This window comes from Nonomuraea rosea (assembly GCF_039539705.1).
In the GTDB taxonomy this organism is placed as follows: domain Bacteria; phylum Actinomycetota; class Actinomycetes; order Streptosporangiales; family Streptosporangiaceae; genus Nonomuraea; species Nonomuraea rosea.
Map to the genome: position 1 here is coordinate 79,294 of NZ_BAABDQ010000009.1, position 16,760 is coordinate 96,053.

At 71.4% G+C, this 16,760-nt stretch carries 16 protein-coding genes and 1 pseudogene; 9 read left to right on the plus strand and 8 right to left on the minus strand.

The window, feature by feature from the left end; genetic code table 11:
• Positions 1-119: 119 nt before the first annotated feature.
• Positions 120-1,511, minus strand: coding sequence for an aminopeptidase P family protein (locus ABEA43_RS22225; RefSeq protein ID WP_345564461.1), 1,392 nt, complete (start codon positions 1,509-1,511; stop codon positions 120-122).
• A 138-nt stretch (positions 1,512-1,649) separates the two neighbouring features.
• Here ABEA43_RS22225 and ABEA43_RS22230 point away from each other — a divergent pair, with 138 nt between their 5' ends.
• The 6 genes and pseudogenes from ABEA43_RS22230 (at position 1,650) to ABEA43_RS22255 (ending at position 7,581) form a co-directional block, all read left to right on the plus strand.
• A complete protein-coding gene (locus ABEA43_RS22230; RefSeq protein ID WP_345564463.1) occupies positions 1,650-2,078 on the plus strand; it encodes a CBS domain-containing protein in 429 nt (142 codons plus the stop codon).
• A 21-nt stretch (positions 2,079-2,099) separates the two neighbouring features.
• On the plus strand, positions 2,100-2,693 hold the full coding sequence (locus ABEA43_RS22235; RefSeq protein WP_345564465.1) for an Rv1352/Rv1906c domain-containing protein: 594 nt from the start codon (positions 2,100-2,102) through the stop codon (positions 2,691-2,693).
• Between the two features lie 257 nt (positions 2,694-2,950).
• Positions 2,951-3,781: pseudogene (locus ABEA43_RS22240) on the plus strand (endo alpha-1,4 polygalactosaminidase).
• A 9-nt stretch (positions 3,782-3,790) separates the two neighbouring features.
• The gene (melA, locus tag ABEA43_RS22245; RefSeq protein ID WP_345564466.1) at positions 3,791-5,089 is read left to right on the plus strand and encodes an alpha-glucosidase/alpha-galactosidase; all 1,299 of its coding nucleotides are present in this window, start codon (positions 3,791-3,793) and stop codon (positions 5,087-5,089) included.
• A gap of 63 nt (positions 5,090-5,152) precedes the next feature.
• On the plus strand, positions 5,153-5,926 hold the full coding sequence (locus ABEA43_RS22250; RefSeq protein ID WP_345564468.1) for a cyclase family protein: 774 nt from the start codon (positions 5,153-5,155) through the stop codon (positions 5,924-5,926).
• Positions 5,923-7,581 (plus strand): thiamine pyrophosphate-binding protein, encoded by a 1,659-nt coding sequence (locus tag ABEA43_RS22255; RefSeq protein ID WP_345564470.1) that lies wholly within the window; start codon positions 5,923-5,925, stop codon positions 7,579-7,581. Before ABEA43_RS22250 ends, ABEA43_RS22255 begins: the two co-directional genes overlap by 4 nt.
• Before the next feature lie 55 nt (positions 7,582-7,636).
• On the opposite strand, the gene ABEA43_RS22260 is transcribed toward ABEA43_RS22255, so the two are convergent.
• The 3 genes from ABEA43_RS22260 to dhaK are packed head-to-tail and all read right to left on the minus strand — an operon-like array spanning position 7,637 to position 9,631.
• Positions 7,637-8,011, minus strand: coding sequence for a PTS-dependent dihydroxyacetone kinase phosphotransferase subunit DhaM (locus tag ABEA43_RS22260; protein WP_345564472.1), 375 nt, complete (start codon positions 8,009-8,011; stop codon positions 7,637-7,639).
• A gap of 13 nt (positions 8,012-8,024) precedes the next feature.
• Complete coding sequence (gene dhaL / locus ABEA43_RS22265; protein WP_345564474.1) at positions 8,025-8,651, minus strand: dihydroxyacetone kinase subunit DhaL; 627 nt, start codon at positions 8,649-8,651, stop codon at positions 8,025-8,027.
• Positions 8,651-9,631, minus strand: coding sequence for a dihydroxyacetone kinase subunit DhaK (gene dhaK, locus ABEA43_RS22270; RefSeq protein WP_345564475.1), 981 nt, complete (start codon positions 9,629-9,631; stop codon positions 8,651-8,653). Before dhaK ends, dhaL begins: the two co-directional genes overlap by 1 nt.
• 54 nt (positions 9,632-9,685) lie before the next feature.
• Between dhaK and ABEA43_RS22275 the strand changes: the two genes are divergently transcribed.
• Together ABEA43_RS22275 and ABEA43_RS22280 are read left to right on the plus strand one after the other, a co-directional pair.
• Positions 9,686-10,852 carry a cytochrome P450 gene (locus ABEA43_RS22275; RefSeq protein WP_345564476.1) on the plus strand — a complete coding sequence of 389 codons (1,167 nt, stop codon included), beginning with the start codon at positions 9,686-9,688 and terminating at the stop codon, positions 10,850-10,852.
• An 18-nt stretch (positions 10,853-10,870) separates the two neighbouring features.
• Complete coding sequence (locus ABEA43_RS22280) at positions 10,871-11,620, plus strand: lysophospholipid acyltransferase family protein (protein WP_345564478.1); 750 nt, start codon at positions 10,871-10,873, stop codon at positions 11,618-11,620.
• Between the two features lie 41 nt (positions 11,621-11,661).
• Here the strand turns inward: ABEA43_RS22280 and ABEA43_RS22285 are convergent, their stop codons facing one another.
• Complete coding sequence (locus ABEA43_RS22285) at positions 11,662-12,468, minus strand: serine/threonine-protein kinase (protein ID WP_345564480.1); 807 nt, start codon at positions 12,466-12,468, stop codon at positions 11,662-11,664.
• 56 nt (positions 12,469-12,524) lie between these two features.
• Positions 12,525-13,796: an MFS transporter gene (locus tag ABEA43_RS22290; protein ID WP_345564482.1), complete on the minus strand. Its 1,272-nt coding sequence runs from the start codon at positions 13,794-13,796 to the stop codon at positions 12,525-12,527.
• Between the two features lie 67 nt (positions 13,797-13,863).
• On the opposite strand from ABEA43_RS22290, the gene ABEA43_RS22295 reads away from it, so the two are divergent.
• Positions 13,864-14,481: an ArsR/SmtB family transcription factor gene (locus ABEA43_RS22295; protein ID WP_345564484.1), complete on the plus strand. Its 618-nt coding sequence runs from the start codon at positions 13,864-13,866 to the stop codon at positions 14,479-14,481.
• Between the two features lie 597 nt (positions 14,482-15,078).
• On the opposite strand, the gene ABEA43_RS22300 is transcribed toward ABEA43_RS22295, so the two are convergent.
• The gene (locus ABEA43_RS22300; RefSeq protein ID WP_345564486.1) at positions 15,079-15,702 is read right to left on the minus strand and encodes a DJ-1/PfpI family protein; all 624 of its coding nucleotides are present in this window, start codon (positions 15,700-15,702) and stop codon (positions 15,079-15,081) included.
• Between the two features lie 2 nt (positions 15,703-15,704).
• A complete protein-coding gene (locus tag ABEA43_RS22305; protein ID WP_345564487.1) occupies positions 15,705-16,667 on the minus strand; it encodes a GlxA family transcriptional regulator in 963 nt (320 codons plus the stop codon).
• Positions 16,668-16,760 lie beyond the last annotated feature (93 nt).

Below are 16,760 nucleotides of genomic sequence, written 5' to 3' on the forward strand. Positions count from 1 at the left end.
ACGGATGAGTCAGGCTACTGACGCCTTGTCCAGTAGTCGATGCTTCCGTGGGAATTTGAGGAAAAGGTATGAGACCCAGGTCACTCCTTGTCAGCCAAGTACGAAACGTGATCGGTCCGTTACACCAGGCTGCTCATCCACGCCTCGATCTCGTCGGGGTGGCGCGGCAACCCGGAGGACAGCATGGTGGCGCCGCCGGCGGTGACGACCAGGTCGTCCTCGATCCGGATGCCGATGCCGCGCAGCTCCTCGGGCAGGGTCAGGTCGTCGGGCTGGAAGTACAGGCCCGGCTCCACGGTCAGCACGTGGCCCTCCTCCAGAACGCCGTCCAGGTAGACCTCCGAGCGCGACTTCGCGCAGTCGTGCACGTCCAGGCCGAGCATGTGGCCGCTGCTGCACAACGTGTAGCGCCGGTACAGGCCCGACTCCATCAGCGCGTCCGTGGAGTCCGTCAGCAGTCCCCAGTCGCGCAGCCCGTCGCAGATGACGCGCATGGCCGCCAGGTGGAAGTCGCGGAAGCGGGCGCCCGGCTTGAGCGCGGCGATGGCCGCCGTCTGCGCCTCGTACACCAGCTCGTACGCCTGCCGCTGCACGGAGCCGAACCGCCCCGACAGCGGGAACGTGCGCGTGACGTCGGCCGTGTAGAGCGTGTCCGACTCCACGCCCGCGTCCAGCAGCAGCAGGTCCCCGGCGTGCAGCGCGCCGTCGTTGCGGATCCAGTGCAGGACGCACGCGTGCGACCCGGAGGCCACGATGCTGTCGTAGCCGGCCGCGTTGCCCTCCAGCCGCGCGCGCAGCCCGAACACGCCCTCCAGATACCGCTCGCCCCTCGGGTGCCCGAACGCCTGGGGCAGCGCGCGCACGACGTCCTCGAAGCCGCGCACGGTCGCGTCCACGGCCGACCGCAGCTCGCCGACCTCCCACTCGTCCTTGACCAGCCGCATCTCCGACAGGAACGACTCCAGCTCGGCGTCGCCCGCGCCGCGCGGCACCCGCGCGTCCACGGACGCGTCCACGCCGCGCAGCACCCTGGCCGGGCCGCGCAGCTCCAGGTCGCGGATGTGGGCGCACTCCACCTGGTACAGCTCGGCGGCCTCCGCCAGGTCCGGCCTGGGCCCCGCCCAGAACTCGCCGTAGCGGCGGTCGCGGTAGAACTCCTGGCCCTCCTCGCGGGCGGCGCGCGGCCTGACGTACAGGACGGCCTCGCCGGACGGCTCGATCACCAGGACGTCGTCGGACTCGCCCGCGCCGGTCAGGTATGAGTACGCGCTGTGCGGCCTGAACCGGTAGTCGCTGTCGTTGCTGCGCACCTTGAGCGTGCCCGACGGGACCACGAGCCGCTCACCGGGGAACCGCGCGGCCAGCGCGGCGCGGCGCTTGGCCGCCCAGGGCGCGATCGGCCGCGCCGCCACGTCGGTGCGCCCGGCGCCGGCCCAGCCCGTCCGCATGTACGCGGCCAGCTCATCGGTGATGGGCAGATCATGGCTTCCGGTGTTCAGCGACTCGGTCATCAATCCGTCCCTAAGGGATAATTCGGTTCTCGTACTGGATTTCGTACGGCAAGCAGCCTACGTGACCGCTTGACTCCGGAGCTGCAGGTTGTTTGCCTATACGCACGGCTTGGAACACTGAGGGCAGAGGTGGTGCACATGCTCATCGGGACGATCCTGCGCGGCAAGGGCAGCGACGTGACGACCGTCGCGCCGGGAGCGACAGTGCGGGAGCTGCTTGCCAAGCTCTCCGAGCACAACATCGGCGCCGTCGTCGTATCCAGCGACGGCGCCACGATCGAGGGGATCGTCTCGGAGCGCGACGTCGTGCGCCGCCTGCACGATCGCGGCGCCGAGATCCTGGACGAGCCGGTGTCGGCCATCATGACCACCGAGGTGCGCACGGTCGGACCGGGCGAGAACGTCGACTCGCTGCGGCAGATCATGACCACCCACCGGTTCAGGCACATGCCCGTGGTCGAGCACGGCAGGCTGGTCGGCATCGTCAGCATCGGCGACGTGGTCAAGAGCGCCATCGAGGAGCTGGAGACGGAAAAGGCGTCGCTGGTTGACTACCTCCATCGTTGACAGGAGTGGCACGCTTGGTCCGTGATGTACGGGCCCCCTCCTGAATACCCGCGTGCCACGAGCAGTCCGACGATCATCCTGCTCGTCTCCGGGCTGGCCGCCCTGCTGGGCTTCCTGCTGGGGGTGTTCGTCGGCTTCGGCGCGGGCACGATCCCGGAAGAGCCCACGCCCGCGGTCACGGTGACGGTCGAGGACACCCAGCCCGCGGACCCCGAGCCGACCGGGACCGCGCCCTCTACCGGCTTGCCGCAGAGCACCCCGCCCCCGACAGGATCTACTACCGCACCTCCCACTGGGCCTTCTACTGGGCCATCTACTGGGTCATCTACTGGGGTCCCGCAGAACACCCCGCCGCCCGGCGGCGTGACGAGCACCGGCCCGGCCATCAATCCCGCCTCCCTGCGCACGATGCTCGTCGGGACGGACATCCAGCCGGGCACCTACCGGACCGCCGGCCCGACCCCGGGATTCAGCATGTGCTTCTGGGCCCGGATGCGCGGCACGACGGGCGACGTCATCGCGACCGGCATGCCGACCGGCGCGGCCACCGTCACGATCCAAGCCACGGACAAGGCCTTCCAAACGGGTGGCTGCGCGGAGTGGACCAAGGCGTGACGCTTTGGTGCGTCAAACTCTGGACAACAGAGCAGGAACGCGCAATTCTATCCGGCAACGGAAGGGAGGCGCCCCTGAGCGTGCTGGCGTGAACGCCCTGCGGTTATGGGCCTCGCCACTCCGGCGTCCCTGGCTCGGACGCCAAGCGGAGAGTGCGGAACAGCGCGCATCGCCACAAATCCGAACCCCTTCGTTCGCGAGGAGTGTCCATGCGATTCACCGCACTCATGTCCGCCACCGCTCTGGCCGCCACGGCTATGATCGCCGCCCCGGCCCAGGCCGCCCCCGCCTCTCCATCGACGGTCCAGTCCGCGGCTCTGCCCGCGCCGGTCGCCTGCAACGGCTGCTGGCGGCCCGCGCTGAACACCAGCTGGGAGTGGCAGCTCTCGTCCCTGCCGAAGAAGCCGTTCCTGGCCGTGCAGATGTACGACATCGATGGATTCGCGGCCAAGGACGGCGCGATCGTCAAGTCGCTGAAGGCCGACAAGCCGGGCCGCGGCGTCGTCTGCTACATCAGCGCGGGCACGTTCGAGGACTGGCGTCCCGACGCCGGCAAATTCCCCGCCGACGTGCTCGGCACGCCCCTGGAGGACTGGGAGGGCGAGCGCTGGCTGGACGTCAGGAAGTACACCGGCAAGCTCGGCGAGATCATGAAGGCCCGGCTCGACATGTGAAAGGCCGCCGGGTTCGACGCCGTGGAGCCCGACAACGTGGACGGCTACGCCAATGACAGCGGCTTCCCGCTCAAGGCCGCCGACCAGCTCGCCTACAACGCCTGGTTCGCCAACGAGGCGCTCAAGCGGGGACTGTCGGTCGCGCTCAAGAACGACGTGGAGCAGATCCCGCAGCTTCTGCCGTACTTCGACTTCGCGGTCAACGAGGAGTGCTGGGAGCACAAGGAGTGCACCACCGCCCAGAACGGCGCCTACGGCTACGACCAGTTCGTCAAGGCGGGCAAGGCCGTCTTCCAGGTCGAGTACAACCTGGCGACCTCCGCCTTCTGCGCCAAGTCCAACGCCCAGAACTTCAACTCGCTGAAGAAGAAGTACGAGCTCGACGCCTATCGGGTGCCCTGCCGTGGCGTGTGATCGGACGTCATGAAGATCGTCTTCCTCGGCGCGGGAAGCGTCGAGTTCACCCAGGGCCTGCTGGCCGATCTGGTCGCGTTCCCCGATCTCGGGGAGTTCGAGGTGGCGCTGCACGACATCCACCCCGAGCGGCTGGAGACCGCCGAGGCGGCCGCCCGCGTCATCGCGGGCGGGAGCAAGGTCACCATCTCCGCGCACCTCGACCTGCGGCGGGCGCTCGAAGGGGCCGACTTCGCGATCAACATGATCCAGGTCGGCATGATCGACGCCACCCGCGTCGACTTCGAGGTGCCCGCCCGCTACGGGCTGCGCCAGACGATCGCCGACACCATCGGCGTCGGCGGCATCTTCCGCGCGCTGCGCACGTTCCCCGCCCTGGACCGCATCGGGCGGGCCATGGCCGAGGTGTGCCCCGGCGCGTGGCTGCTCAACTACACCAACCCGATGGCCATGAACGTCTGGTACCTGGCCACGGCCACCCCCGTGCGCAAGGTGGTCGGCCTGTGCCACTCCATCTACTGGACCGCCCACGACCTGGCCGAGCTGGTCGGAGTGCCGTACGAGGAGGTGACCTACCTCGCGGCGGGCGTCAACCACCAGTCGTGGATGCTGCGCTTCGAGTCCGGCGGCGAGGACCTGTACCCGCGGCTGGACGAGGCCATCGCCCGCGATCCGGAGCTGCTGCGGCGGGTACGGGTGGACATGTACCGCAGGCTCGGGTACTACCCGACCGAGACCAGCGAGCACTCGTCCGAATACGTGCCCTGGTACCTGCACGACCAGGCCGAGATCGAGCGCCTGCGGATCCCCGTGGACGCGTACGTCGGAATCAGCGAGGACAACGTGCGCCAGTACGAGGCCACCCGCGCAGCGCTCAAGGCGGGTAAGCCGATCACCGCGGAGGGGACCATGGAATACGCCCCGCAGATCATCCACAGCATCGTCACCGGCACCAGCCGGACCCTCTACGGGAACGTCCAGAACAGGGGCCTGGTCGCGAACCTGCCGGAGGGCTGCGTGGTGGAGGTGCCGTGCGTGGCCGACGCGCTCGGCGTCCGGCCGCTCGCCGTCGGCGACCTGCCCGCGCAGTGCGCGGCGCTCAACCGCTCCTACGTCAACGTCAACGAGCTGACCGTGCGGGCCGTCACCGAGGGCCGTCCCGAGCACGTGCGGCACGCCATGATGGCCGACCCGAACACGGCCGCCACCCTCACCCTGGAGCAGATCGACTCGCTGTGCGAGGCGCTCTTCGTGCTGGCGCAGCGGCACTTCGTGGCCACGATGAGCTTCAGCGGGCTCAAGGGCTGAGGCCCCGTTTGCACTGGTCACGCAGGAGTAGGAGGATGCGCTCAGCCCACCAAGGAGGATGACATGTCGGTGTTGCAGAGCTTCGTGGACAGCGTTCGCAGCGGCGCGATCGAGGTGGTCGACCTGACCGCGCCCCTGTCGTCCGAGACACCGATCCTCCAGCTGCCCGAGCCGTTCGGCAACACGATCCCGTTCCGGCTGGAGGAGATCAGCCGCTACGACGACCGCGGCCCCGCCTGGTACTGGAACGACATCCACACCGGCGAGCACTCCGGAACGCACTTCGACGCGCCCGTCCACTGGGTGACCGGCCGCGACGGCGAGGACGTCTCCCAGGTGCCCGCGCGCAGCCTGATCGCGCCCGCCGTCGTGCTCGACTTCACCGCAGAGGCGGCCAAGGACCCCGACTTCCTCCTCCAGATCGACCACGTCAAGGAGTGGGAGCGCGCCAACGGCCCGCTGCCCGACGGCGGCTGGCTGCTCTACCGGACCGGCTGGGACGCCCGCTCCGCCGACCAGGCCGCGTTCCTGAACGCCGACGAGACCGGCCCGCACACGCCGGGCATCTCGGTGGAGTGCGCCTCCTGGCTGTCCGATGACACCCCGATCATCGGGCTCGGCGTCGAGACCGTCGGCACCGACGCGGGGGCCGCCCACTCCTTCGACCCCGCCTTCCCCTGCCACTCCTTCCTGCTGGGCGCGGGCAAGTACGGCCTCACCCAGCTGCGCAACCTCGACCGCCTGCCGGTGACCGGCGCCGTCGTGGTCGCGCCGCCGCTGCCCATCGTGGGCGGCTCCGGCAGCCCCGTGCGGGTGCTCGCCCTGGTGGAGCGTTGATCGTCGCGGAAGCCGTGGGCCTGGCCCTCGCGGCCCGCGGCGCCGGCACCGCCTTCGGCGTGGTCGGCAGCGGCAACTTCCACGTCACGAACGCCCTCGTCGCGGGCGGCGTGCGCTTCGTCGCCGCCCGCCACGAGAGCGGGGCCGCGACGATGGCCGACGCGTACGCGCGGATGAGCGGGCGCGTGGGGGTCGTCTCGGTGCATCAGGGGCCGGGGCTGACGAACGCGATGACGGGTCTCGCGGAGGCGGCCAAGAGCCGTACGCCGCTGATCGTCCTCGCGGGTGAGGCCACGGACGTGCGCTCCAACTTCTACGTCGACCAGGACGCGCTGGCGGCGGCGGTGGGAGCGGTCCCGATGCGGGTCTCCGACGCGGCGGGGGCCGTGGAGCAGGCCCTGGAGGCGTACCGGGTGGCGGTCGAAGAACGGCGCACGGTGCTGCTGAACCTGCCGCTCGACGTCCAGGCCGCCCCCTTCGGCGGGACCCTCGATCTCCCCGCGCCGCTTCCGGGGGAGCCGCCCGAGGCGGACGCGGGTGAGCTGGCAGAGCTCCTGCGGCTGCTGGAGGAGTCCAGGCGGCCGGTGTTCATCGCCGGGCGCGGCGCGCGGGACGCCAGGGAGGAGCTGACGGAGCTCGCCGGCCTCGCAGGCGCCCTGCTGGCGACCTCGGCGGTGGCCAGGGGGCTGTTCCGCGGCAGCCCGTGGGACCTCGACGTGAGCGGGGGCTTCGCGACCCCGCTGGCCGCCGAGCTGATCCGCGACGCCGACCTGGTCATCGGGTGGGGCTGCGCGCTGAACATGTGGACCACCCGGCACGGGTCGCTGATCTCGCCGGGGACGAAGGTGGTCAAGGTGGACCTCGACCGGTCTGCGGCCGGCGCGGCGTTCGTCCCCGTCGACCTGGGCGTGGCCGGCGACGTGGCCACCGTCGCCCGCTCGCTGACCGCCCACCTCACCGGATCCCCTCCTGGGTCAGCTTTTGGACCGGCTGCCAAGGGTTCGCGGTCGGCTGAGGTGGCGGACCGGATCCAGGCCGAGGGGCGCTGGCGGGCGGTGCCGTACGACGACGTCAGCGGCGGCGGCAGGATCGACCCGAGGACGCTCACCATCGGCCTGGACGACCTCCTGCCCACGGAGCGGATCCTCTCCATCGATTCCGGAAATTTCATGGGATATCCCTCGATGTTCATGGATGTCCCGGACGAGGGCGGGTTCTGCTTCACCCAAGCGTTCCAGGCGATCGGGCTGGGCCTGGCGACGGCGATCGGCGCGGCGCTGGCCCGGCCGGACCGGCTGCCGGTGGCGGCACTCGGCGACGGCGGCGCCCTCATGGGCATCGCCGAGCTGGAGACCGTCGTCCGCCTCGGCCTGCCCATGGTGATCGTGGTCTACGACGACGAGGCGTACGGGGCCGAGGTCCACCATTTCGGGCCGGACGGCCATCCGCTGGAGACGGTCACGTTCCCGCCCGCCGACCTCGCCGCCATCGCCAGGGGCCACGGCCTGGCCGCCGTGACCGTCACCGCGGCGGCCGACCTGACCGGCGTGGCCGAATGGCTCAAGGGACCGCGCGACCGGCCGCTGCTGGTGCACGCCAAGGTCACCCGGGAGCGCGGCTCCTGGTGGCTGGAGGAGGCGTTCAAAGGCCACTGAAATTCACCGAAACCTGCCCGCCGCGCGGCCTGACGCCGGGTCGCGGCGGCGGGGGTCAGAGTTTGCGGTAGACGCGCGCCTCCTCGGCGGCGGCGAGCACGTCGGCGAGCGGGACCCCGGCGCCCGCCGCCACCGCCGCCGCGATCGCGCCCTCCACGAACGGCACGTCCGCCACCACCACCCGTCCCGCCTCCGCCACCAGCCGCGCGGTCAGCACCGAGCTGCCCAGGTCGGGGATGACCACGATCCCGTCCCCTTGGTCGACGGCCCGCAGCGCGCGTTCGATGAGGTCCAGGCTGGTGCCCAGCCCGCCGTCCTCCGTGCCGCCCGCCGCCGCGACCGGCGCCGCGGTGCCGGCGATGGCCCGGATCAGCGCCACGGCCTCATGGGCCAGCCCGGCGCTGTGCGAGACCAGCACCAGCCCCACCATCAGGGGGCCTCCATCACGCGACCACGGCGGCCAGCGCCGCCATGATCAGCGCGGCCGACGCGGCGCCGGGGTCCTCGTGGCCGATGCTGCGCTCGCCCAGATAGCTCGCCCGGCCCTTGCGCGCCTGCATCGGGATCGTGGCCCTGGCCCCCTGCTCGGCCGCCTGCGCCGCCTGCCCGGCCGCCTCCCGCACCCCGGCCCCGTCGCGTACGGCCAGAGCCAGCGCCCGTGAGGCCGGCGCCAGCGCGTCCACCATCGTCTTGTCGCCCAGGGCCGCCTTGCCCAGCCGCTCGACCGCCACGACGCCCTCCTCGAACGCCCCCGCGAACCCGGCCAGCGTCACCGGCGCCTCCTGACCCTCCAGCGTCTTGCCCATCTGGCGGAACACGGATCCGTACAGCGGCCCGGAGGCCCCGCCCACGCGGCGGATCAGCGTCGCGCCCGCCGTGGACAGCACCCGCGCGGGTGAGTCGGGCGGCGCCTCGGCCAGCGTCTTGCAGACCTCGGTGAGGCCGCGGTCGAGGTTCGTGCCGTGGTCGGCGTCGCCGATCGCCGCGTCCAGCCGGGTCAGCCGGTCGCGGTCCGCGCGCACGAGCCGCGCCGCCTCCTCGAACCAGGCCACGAACACGTCCGTCTCCATCAGCGCCCCCAGCGCAGGCCGGGCGTCTCGACCGGCGCGTCCCACAGGCGGGTCAGCGCGTCGTCGAGCAGGCAGATCGTCACGGAGAAGCCCTGCATGTCCAGGCTCGTCACGTAGTTGCCGACGAGCGAGCGCGACACCCGCGCCCCCTTCCCCTTCACGAACGCCGTCACCTCGGCGAAGGCCACGTACAGCTCCATGAGGGGCGTGCCGCCCATGCCGTTCACCATCACCAGCAGGTCGCCGCGCAGCGGCAGGTCGCCGTGGATCGCCTCCATGGCGATCCCGGCCAGCTCACGCGCCGGCGCCAGCGGCACCCGCGCCCGCCCGGGCTCGCCGTGGATGCCGATGCCCAGCTCCACTTCCGTCTCCGGCAGGTCGAACGTCGGCTTGCCCGCGTGCGGCGTCGTGCACGAGGTCAGCGCGATGCCGAACGACCTGCTGCGCTCGTCCACCTCACTCGCCACGGCGGCGACGGCGGCCAGCGGCGCGCCCTCCTCTGCCAGCGCCCCCGCGATCTTCTCCACGAACAGCGTCGCGCCGGTGCCGCGGCGGCCCGCCGTGTAGAGGGAGTCCTGGACGGCCACGTCGTCGTCGATCAGCACGCTCGCCACCTCGACGTCCTCGGTCAGCTCGGCGGCCATCTCGAAGTTCAGCACGTCGCCGGTGTAGTTCTTGACGATGTGCAGGACCCCGGCGCCGCCGTCCACCGCCTTGGTCGCGTCGAGGATCTGGTCGGGCACCGGCGAGGTGAAGATCTCGCCGGGACAGGCCGCGTCGAGCATGCCGTATCCGACGAAACCGGCGTGCAGCGGCTCGTGGCCCGACCCGCCGCCCGAGACCAGCCCGACCTTGCCCGGGCGCGGGCCCTCGGCCCGGTAGACGACCCGGTCGTGGATCCGCAGCGAGGGGTGTGCCGCGGCCATGCCGTTCAGCGCGTCCTCAACGACGGAGTCTGCCGTGTTGATGAGCTTCTTCATGGTCACAAGATCTGCCCGTTTTCACTAAGGCGCAAGCGTCGTAGCGTGGTCGGGGTGGATGTCTTCTACAACCCCTACGATCCCGTGGTCAACGACGACCCGTACCCCGTCTACGCGCGGCTGCGCCGGGAAGCGCCGATCTACCACAACACCGAGCTCGGCTTCTGGGCGCTGTCCCGGCACGCCGACGTCGCGGCCGCGCTGACCGACAGCGCCCTGCTGTCCAGCGACCACGGCCCCGTGCTCGACGCGGGCGCCTTCGGCCCGCAGGCGCGCACGTTCCTGTCGTTCGTGGCGATGGACCCGCCCGAGCACACCCGCATGCGCGCCACGATCTCCCGCGGTTTCACCCCGCGCCGGGTCGCCGCGCTCGAACCCATGATCAGGCAGATCGCCCGCGGATACGTCGAGGAGGCGGTCGAGCGCGGGACCTTCGACTTCGCCCGCGACATCGCCGCCAAGCTGCCGCTCGACGTGATCTCCGAGCTGGTGGGCGTGCCGCCGTCCGAGCGCGCGGGCGTCCGCCGCAGAATGGCGCCCATGCTCGGTGCCGACCCCGGCGGCCAGATCGCCGAAGAGGGCATCAAGTCCGTCATCTCGCTCGCCGACTACTACCGGCAGATCATCACGGAACGCCGGGCCGCGCCGCGCGACGACCTCGTCTCCGTGCTCGTGGCCGACGAGGAGCTGACCGACGAGGACATCGTCGCGTTCCTGTTCCTGCTGATCGGGGCCGGCGCGGAGACCACCACCCATCTGCTTGGCGCCGCCTGGTTCTGGGCGTGGCGCAACCCGGACCAGCGCGCCGCCGCCTTCGGCGGGGCGATCCCGCGGTGGGTGGAGGAGTCGCTGCGCTACGACACCCCCGCCCAGGGCGTCGCCCGCCGCCTCACCCGTGCCACGGAGTGGCACGGCACCCGCGTCCCCGCCGACGCCAAGATGTGGCTGCTGATCGGCTCGGCCAACAGGGACGAGGGCGTCTTCCCCGATCCCGACGCCTACGACCTGGAGCGTGACACCGGCAGGGCCATCAGCTTCGGCGCCGGGCGGCATTTCTGCCTCGGCGGCCCGCTCGCCCGCCTCGAAGCCAGGGTGACGCTGGAGGAGCTGACGAAGGCCGTCGCGCCCGGCTACGACATCGACGCGGCGGGCATCACCAGGACTACGCACGGTAACATACGGGGGATGACCAGGCTCCCGACTACCGTGAAACCTGCCTGAGTAGGCTACCTTCTGGTCATGGCTGAGATCGTGTACCCGCCGGTGATAGCCGCCGCGCGGACCCTCTTTCGCATGCTCGACGTCCGCTTCCATCTGGAGGGGACCGAGCATGTGCCGCGGACCGGTGGAGCGGTGCTGGTGAGCAACCACATCAGCTATCTCGACTTCATCTTCGCCGGGTTCGCCACGCTGCCGTCCAAGCGGCTGGTGCGGTTCATGGCCAAGCAGGACGTGTTCGACCACCGGATCTCCGGGCCGCTGATGCGCGGCATGCACCACATCCCGGTCGACCGGGGCGCGGGTGCGGGCTCCTACGCGACGGCGCTGCGGATGCTGAAGGCGGGAGAGGTCGTCGGCGTGTTCGCGGAGGCGACGATCAGCCGCTCGTTCACGGTCAAGGAGATCAAGAGCGGCGCCATCCGGATGGCGCAGGCGACCAACGTGCCCGTCATCCCGGTGGCGTTGTGGGGCAGCCAGCGGCTCTGGACCAAGGGCCGGCCGAGGAAGCTGACGCAGCGGCACGTGCCGCTCACCATCCTGGTGGGCGAGCCGATCCACCCCAAGCGCGGGGAGAACGTCAACGACCACACGGCCGACCTCTACACCCGCATGTCGGCGCTGCTGGACCGGGCGCAGCGCACCTACCCGGAGGTGCCGCAGGGGGTGTGGTGGCAGCCCGCGCACCTCGGCGGCACGGCCCCGACGCCCGAGGAGGCCGCCGCCATGGACGCGGCCGAGGCCGAGGCGAGGGCGAAGAAGGAAGACTGACCCCTGCCCGCGCCCCGGACCTGCGGGGCGCGGGGGGCAGGTCAGATGGCGGCTTGGTAGCTGCTGGAGCGCATGCCCGCCAGCAGACCGGCGGTCTGCTCCGGGGTGTAGCGGCGGACCGGGTCGTGGTAGAGCAGGCCCTCGATCAGCGGGCGCATCACCCCCGCGCGGCGCGGCGGCGGGTAGGGGCCGCTCCGCGCCATGCCGAGCACCGTCGCGGCGTCCTGCCCCGGGTAGGGCGGCTGGCCCTCGATGGCGCTGTAGAGGGTGGCGCCGAAGGACCACATGTCGGCCTCTTTGCTGGCCGGACCGCCGTGCAGCCGCTCGGGAGCCATGAACGCGGGCGTGCCCCGCAGCCGCCGCGACGTCGTCATCCGGATGTCGCCCTCGGCGGTGGCTATGCCGAAGTCGGTCAGCACCACGCGGTCGCCGGTCAGCATGACGTTGGCGGGTTTCACGTCACGGTGCAGGACCCCGGCCTGGTGCGCGGTGCGCAGCGCGGCGAGCAGATGCTGGCCGATCGCGGCCACCGACTGCGCGGGCAGCGTGCCCACCTGCGAGAGCAACTGGTGCAACGACAACCCGTCGAGGTATTCCATGACGATCCAGAGCTTGCGCCCTTCCTCGATCAGGTCGTGGACGGTCACGATGTTCGGGTGCGTCAGGCCAGCGGCCATCCTGGCCTCACGCAGCACCCGGCGGCGTACCATCTCGGCCTCACCGGCCAAGGTCAGCTCCTTAAGCGCCACCTCACGGTGGAGGAGCTGATCGAACGCCCGCCAGACGACTCCCATACCCCCACGACCGGCCTCCTCGTTCAGGAGGTACCGTCCGCCGATCTCCCGCATACCATCCCCTCAAGCTCGGGGATAATCATGTCACCTCAGCACAGGCTCTAGGGTGCCTAACGTGATCCGGATATGTCGGAAAGTGTAGGTTCGCTGGTCAAGGGCCTAGAAATTCGATCCGACAAAGCGCGCCACACCAGTCCGACGGCTACCAAACATACTCCTGCGGAGCCCGCCAGGACGGCTCCAAGCCCGGCGAACTCGGCCACGACGCCCCCGAGAGCCGCTCCGAGGGGCATGCCACCCATGCCGACGAGCCGATATGCCGAATTGACCCGCCCGAGCAGTTCCGCGGGAATGAGCCGTTGCCTGGCCGAGATCACCAGGACGTTGCCCGCCGCTCCCGTCAGGCCCCACAGCACGGCGGTGGGATAGAGCGTCCAGGGGGAGGGCGCGAGCACGGGCACCAGGAGCAGGAGACTGGAGATGAGCCAGGCGCCCGCGAGCGTCCCGAACTCGCCGAACCGCCCGGCCGCACGGCCCGACAGCAGTGACCCGAGCACCGCTCCGACGGCGAAGGCGGTGGTCATCAGGCCGTACTCGTGCGGCTTCAGGCCGATCGGCGACTCCTCGCCGACGGCCCACAGCACGAGAACGGCGAAGTAGGCGGCGTTGGCGAGGTTGAGCAGGCCCGCCGTGATCGCCAGGCTGCGCAGGATCCGGTGGGCCCAGAGGTAGCGCAGGGCCTCAGCGATGTCCTGCCGCAACGGGCGCCGCGCGGAGGTGACGGGGGTGGCGGGGGTGCCGGCGCGGTCCGGTCCGTACGCGCCGCGCATGCCCAGCAGGAGCAGCCCCGCGAGCCCGTACAGGAGGGCGGGGGCGCCGAAGACGACGGCGGGCAGGACGGCGACGAGCAGGCCGGCCGCCGGAGCGCCCAGGAAGTCGTTGCCGATCATCTGGGCGGTCGAGACGCGCCCGTTCGCCCTGGTGAGGTGCTCTCTGGGCACGGCCGTCGGCAGGATGGACTGCGCAGAGAGGTCGGCGAAGACCTCGCTCACGCTGGCCAGGAGCACGGCCGCGAGCAGCAGCCACAGGTCGAGCAGCCCGAGCCAGGCCAGGACCGCGACGGCGGCGAGGATCACGGTGCGGGCGGCGTTCGCCAGGACCATGATGCGGCGGCGGTCGGCCCGGTCGGCGATCGCGCCCGCGTGCAGCGCGAACAGCAGCCAGGGCGCCGTGGCGGCCGCCCCCACGAGGGACACCAGCGTGGGGGAGCGGGTCATCGACACGGCCAGCAGCGGGGCGCCGACCTTCAGCACGCCGTCCGCCACGTTCGACAGCGCGGTGGAGGACCACAGAAACCCGAACGCCCGCCCAAGACTTGTCACGGCTCACTCCGATAGTGTGTAAGGAAAAGTGTGCATGGATTCCTTTGCAAAGATAGGCTTGCACAAGATGAAGAGCAAGAGCTTTTCCAGCCGTACGCTCGACGCGAACGCCCTCAAGTCCTTCGCCCACCCGCTGCGGCTGCGGATCTACGAGCTGCTGGACGAGCACGGGCCCTCCACGGCCACCAAGCTCGCCGCCCTCGTCGGGCAGAACACCGGCGCGACCAGCTACCACCTCAGGGAGCTGGCCAAGCACGGCATGATCGAGGTCGCGCAGGGGATGGGGCGGGGCAAGGAGAAGTACTGGCGGATCGTGCTGGGCGGCTTCACCTACGGCGACACGCCGCCGGATCCGGAGGCGGCCGGCGCGCTGGAGTTCCTGCTGGACGACCTGGTGCGCCAGCGTGGCGCCGAGCTGACCCGGTGGCGCGCCGAGGCGGCGGGGGCGCCGGAGGAGTGGGTGCAGGCCAGCGGGTTCGGGCGGCGGTCGCTGCGGCTCACGGCGGCGGAGACGGGGGAGATGCGGGACGCGGTGTTCGAGGTGCTGGAGAGATACCGGGGGCTGTCGGACCGCCGGGTGCGGGAGGACGCCGCCGCCGGATCCCAGGACCGGGCGGCCGGGCACGTGGTGGTCCACTTCGACGTCCTGCCGATCGGGGCGGGCGACGGTGAGGAGGGGGAGTAGGCGGCCCCGTGTGCGGCCGGGCCGGTGGGAGCCGGTCAGGGGTGGCGGCGCGATCACATCCTAGGGAAATCCCTAGGTGCCGCCCTGACGCCAGGCCGCCGCCGGAGCCCATAGTCTCCAACCTCACCGGCTCTTTTTGAGCAGCCCTTCACCAGGCGAGGGACTCGACATGGCACGCGGCGGCGACGTGATGGTGACCGGCCCATGGGCCGGGGACCCGCTGGCGGCGTTGTGGAACGCTCCATCCCGTCGCCGGATGCGCGGCGGGACGGTCACGGCGTACTCGCCGTACGGCCTGCGGGCCTCACGGGCGGCCCGCGGGGGCGCGCCCGCGAGCCCAGCCTCATGCCGGCCGCACAGCCGGGCCCATGGCCGGGCCCCATTCCGGGCCCAATTTCCGGGCCCAATTCCGGGCCCAATTTCCGGGCGCGGTGCCGCCGGTGGAGCGGGCACTGCCCGGCGGCACCGCTGCCCTTGTCACGCCGTAGACCGCCCTGAATCGGCGGCGGCCGAAGACCTCCGGGCTCGCCGGACAACGGGCCCGGACGGGCAGCGCCCTCGTCCCATGCTGGAGGGACGGGGGCGCTGCCGCACTCGTCAGACGAGGAGGTTGATCGCCCGTTCGATCAGCCCCTCCGGCGCCGTCTTCGGCGAGCCGGCGTTGAACGGCGGCTGCGGGTCGTACTCGATCGCGAGCTGCACGGCCTGCGCCGTCTCCTCGTCCACCGCCTGGGCCAGCAGGGTGAGCGCCATGTCGATCCCCGCCGACACCCCGGCCGCCGTCACGATCTTGCCGTTGGTGACCACCCGCTCGGTCACCGGCTCGGCCCCGTAGGCGCCCAGGTTGCCCATGAGGGCCCAGTGGGTGGTGGCCTTGGCGCCCTGCAGCAGCCCCGCCGCCCCCAGCAGGAGCGATCCCGAGCACACCGAGGTCGTCCACCGGGAGTGCGTGTCGGCCTGCCGGATCCACTCCAGCAGGGCCTCGTCGCCCAGGGCGTCGAAGGTGCCGAGCCCGCCCGGCACGAGGACCACGTCCGGATCCGGCAGCTCCGCGTACGAGGCCGTGGCGAGCAGCGTGAGCGTCCCCTGATCGTCGGTCACCGGGCCCCGCTCGGGAGCGACGAACGTGACGGTGCAGCCGGGCGCGAAGGCCAGCACGGTGTACGGCCCGACCGCGTCGAGCGCGGTGAAACGCGGATAGAGCGGGATGGCGATGCGCATGCTCAACTCTCCTTGGATTGGAACCGGCGGCGATGATCGCCCGGCGAGATCCGCCAGTGGCGGTGGAAGACGCGATAGAGGGTCTCCGGCGTGCCGAGCCCGCATTCCCTGGCCACCGTGTCCAGCGGGTGCCCGGTGACCTCCAGGAGCCGCCTGGCGGTGTCGGCCCGGCTGCGCTCGACGTACCGGCCGGGTGACAGGCCGGTCTGCTCGGTGAAGACGCGCGAGAAGTGGCGCGCGCTCATCCCCGCGCGGGCGGCGAGCGCGGGGACGCTCAGGTCGGCGGCCGGGTTCGCGTCGATATAGCCCTGCGACTCCCTCAACGGCTCGCTGCGCGGCGTCATGGCCCGCATGGGTGTGCTGAACTGGCTCTGCCCACCCGGCCTGTGCAGGTAGACCACGAGCCCGCGGGCGACATCGCGGGCGAGCGCGTGGCCGTGGTCCCTGGCCACCATCGCGAGCGCGAGGTCCACGCCGGCCAGGACGCCCGCGGAGGTCCAGACGTTCCCGTCCTCGATGTAGAGGGGGTCGGCGTCCACCTCGACGCATGCGTAGCTCTTGCCCAGCTCGTCGGCGGCGAGCCAGTGCGTGGTGACCCGCCGGTGGTCCAGCAGCCCGGCCTCGGCCAGCAGGAACGCGCCGTTGCAGACCGACGCGACGCGCCGGGCGGTCCCGGCCAGCCGGGCGACGGTCTCGACCAGCTCCCGGTCGCGGACCTGCTCGGGCATGGAGAGCCCGCCCGCCACCAGCAGCGTGTCGATCGTCCCCGTGACCTCGCCGAGCGCGGCGGCGCCCACCGTGACGCCGTTGTGCGCCGGCACGGGACCCGCGCGCACGGCGCCCACCTCGACCACGTAGCCGTCCCCGGGCGAGAGCAGGCCCGCCGTCGCGAACACGTCGGCCGGGCCGGCCATGTCGAGGAGCTGGAAGCCGGGGAAGACGACGATCAGGATCCGTCGCTGCATGTCTTCATGCTGTTCGCGGCCGGGTCATGGCGTCAATGACACGGATATTGCACATTACGCCAAAGAGCCCCCGGGGCAGGACCGGGGGCTCTT

What these genes read in the sequence shown, in the direction of transcription:
- ABEA43_RS22230 (WP_345564463.1), top strand. Translation starts at nt 1,650, where the DNA reads ATGCTCATCGGGACGATCCTGCGCGGCAAGGGCAGCGACGTGACGACC.
- ABEA43_RS22250 (WP_345564468.1), top strand. Translation starts at nt 5,153, where the DNA reads ATGTCGGTGTTGCAGAGCTTCGTGGACAGCGTTCGCAGCGGCGCGATC.
- ABEA43_RS22305 (WP_345564487.1), bottom strand. Translation starts at nt 16,667, where the DNA reads ATGCAGCGACGGATCCTGATCGTCGTCTTCCCCGGCTTCCAGCTCCTC.
- ABEA43_RS22300 (WP_345564486.1), bottom strand. Translation starts at nt 15,702, where the DNA reads ATGCGCATCGCCATCCCGCTCTATCCGCGTTTCACCGCGCTCGACGCG.
- ABEA43_RS22285 (WP_345564480.1), bottom strand. Translation starts at nt 12,468, where the DNA reads ATGCGGGAGATCGGCGGACGGTACCTCCTGAACGAGGAGGCCGGTCGT.
- melA (WP_345564466.1), top strand. Translation starts at nt 3,791, where the DNA reads ATGAAGATCGTCTTCCTCGGCGCGGGAAGCGTCGAGTTCACCCAGGGC.
- ABEA43_RS22280 (WP_345564478.1), top strand. Translation starts at nt 10,871, where the DNA reads ATGGCTGAGATCGTGTACCCGCCGGTGATAGCCGCCGCGCGGACCCTC.
- dhaL (WP_345564474.1), bottom strand. Translation starts at nt 8,651, where the DNA reads ATGGAGACGGACGTGTTCGTGGCCTGGTTCGAGGAGGCGGCGCGGCTC.
- ABEA43_RS22260 (WP_345564472.1), bottom strand. Translation starts at nt 8,011, where the DNA reads ATGGTGGGGCTGGTGCTGGTCTCGCACAGCGCCGGGCTGGCCCATGAG.
- dhaK (WP_345564475.1), bottom strand. Translation starts at nt 9,631, where the DNA reads ATGAAGAAGCTCATCAACACGGCAGACTCCGTCGTTGAGGACGCGCTG.
- ABEA43_RS22225 (WP_345564461.1), bottom strand. Translation starts at nt 1,511, where the DNA reads ATGACCGAGTCGCTGAACACCGGAAGCCATGATCTGCCCATCACCGAT.
- ABEA43_RS22295 (WP_345564484.1), top strand. Translation starts at nt 13,864, where the DNA reads ATGAAGAGCAAGAGCTTTTCCAGCCGTACGCTCGACGCGAACGCCCTC.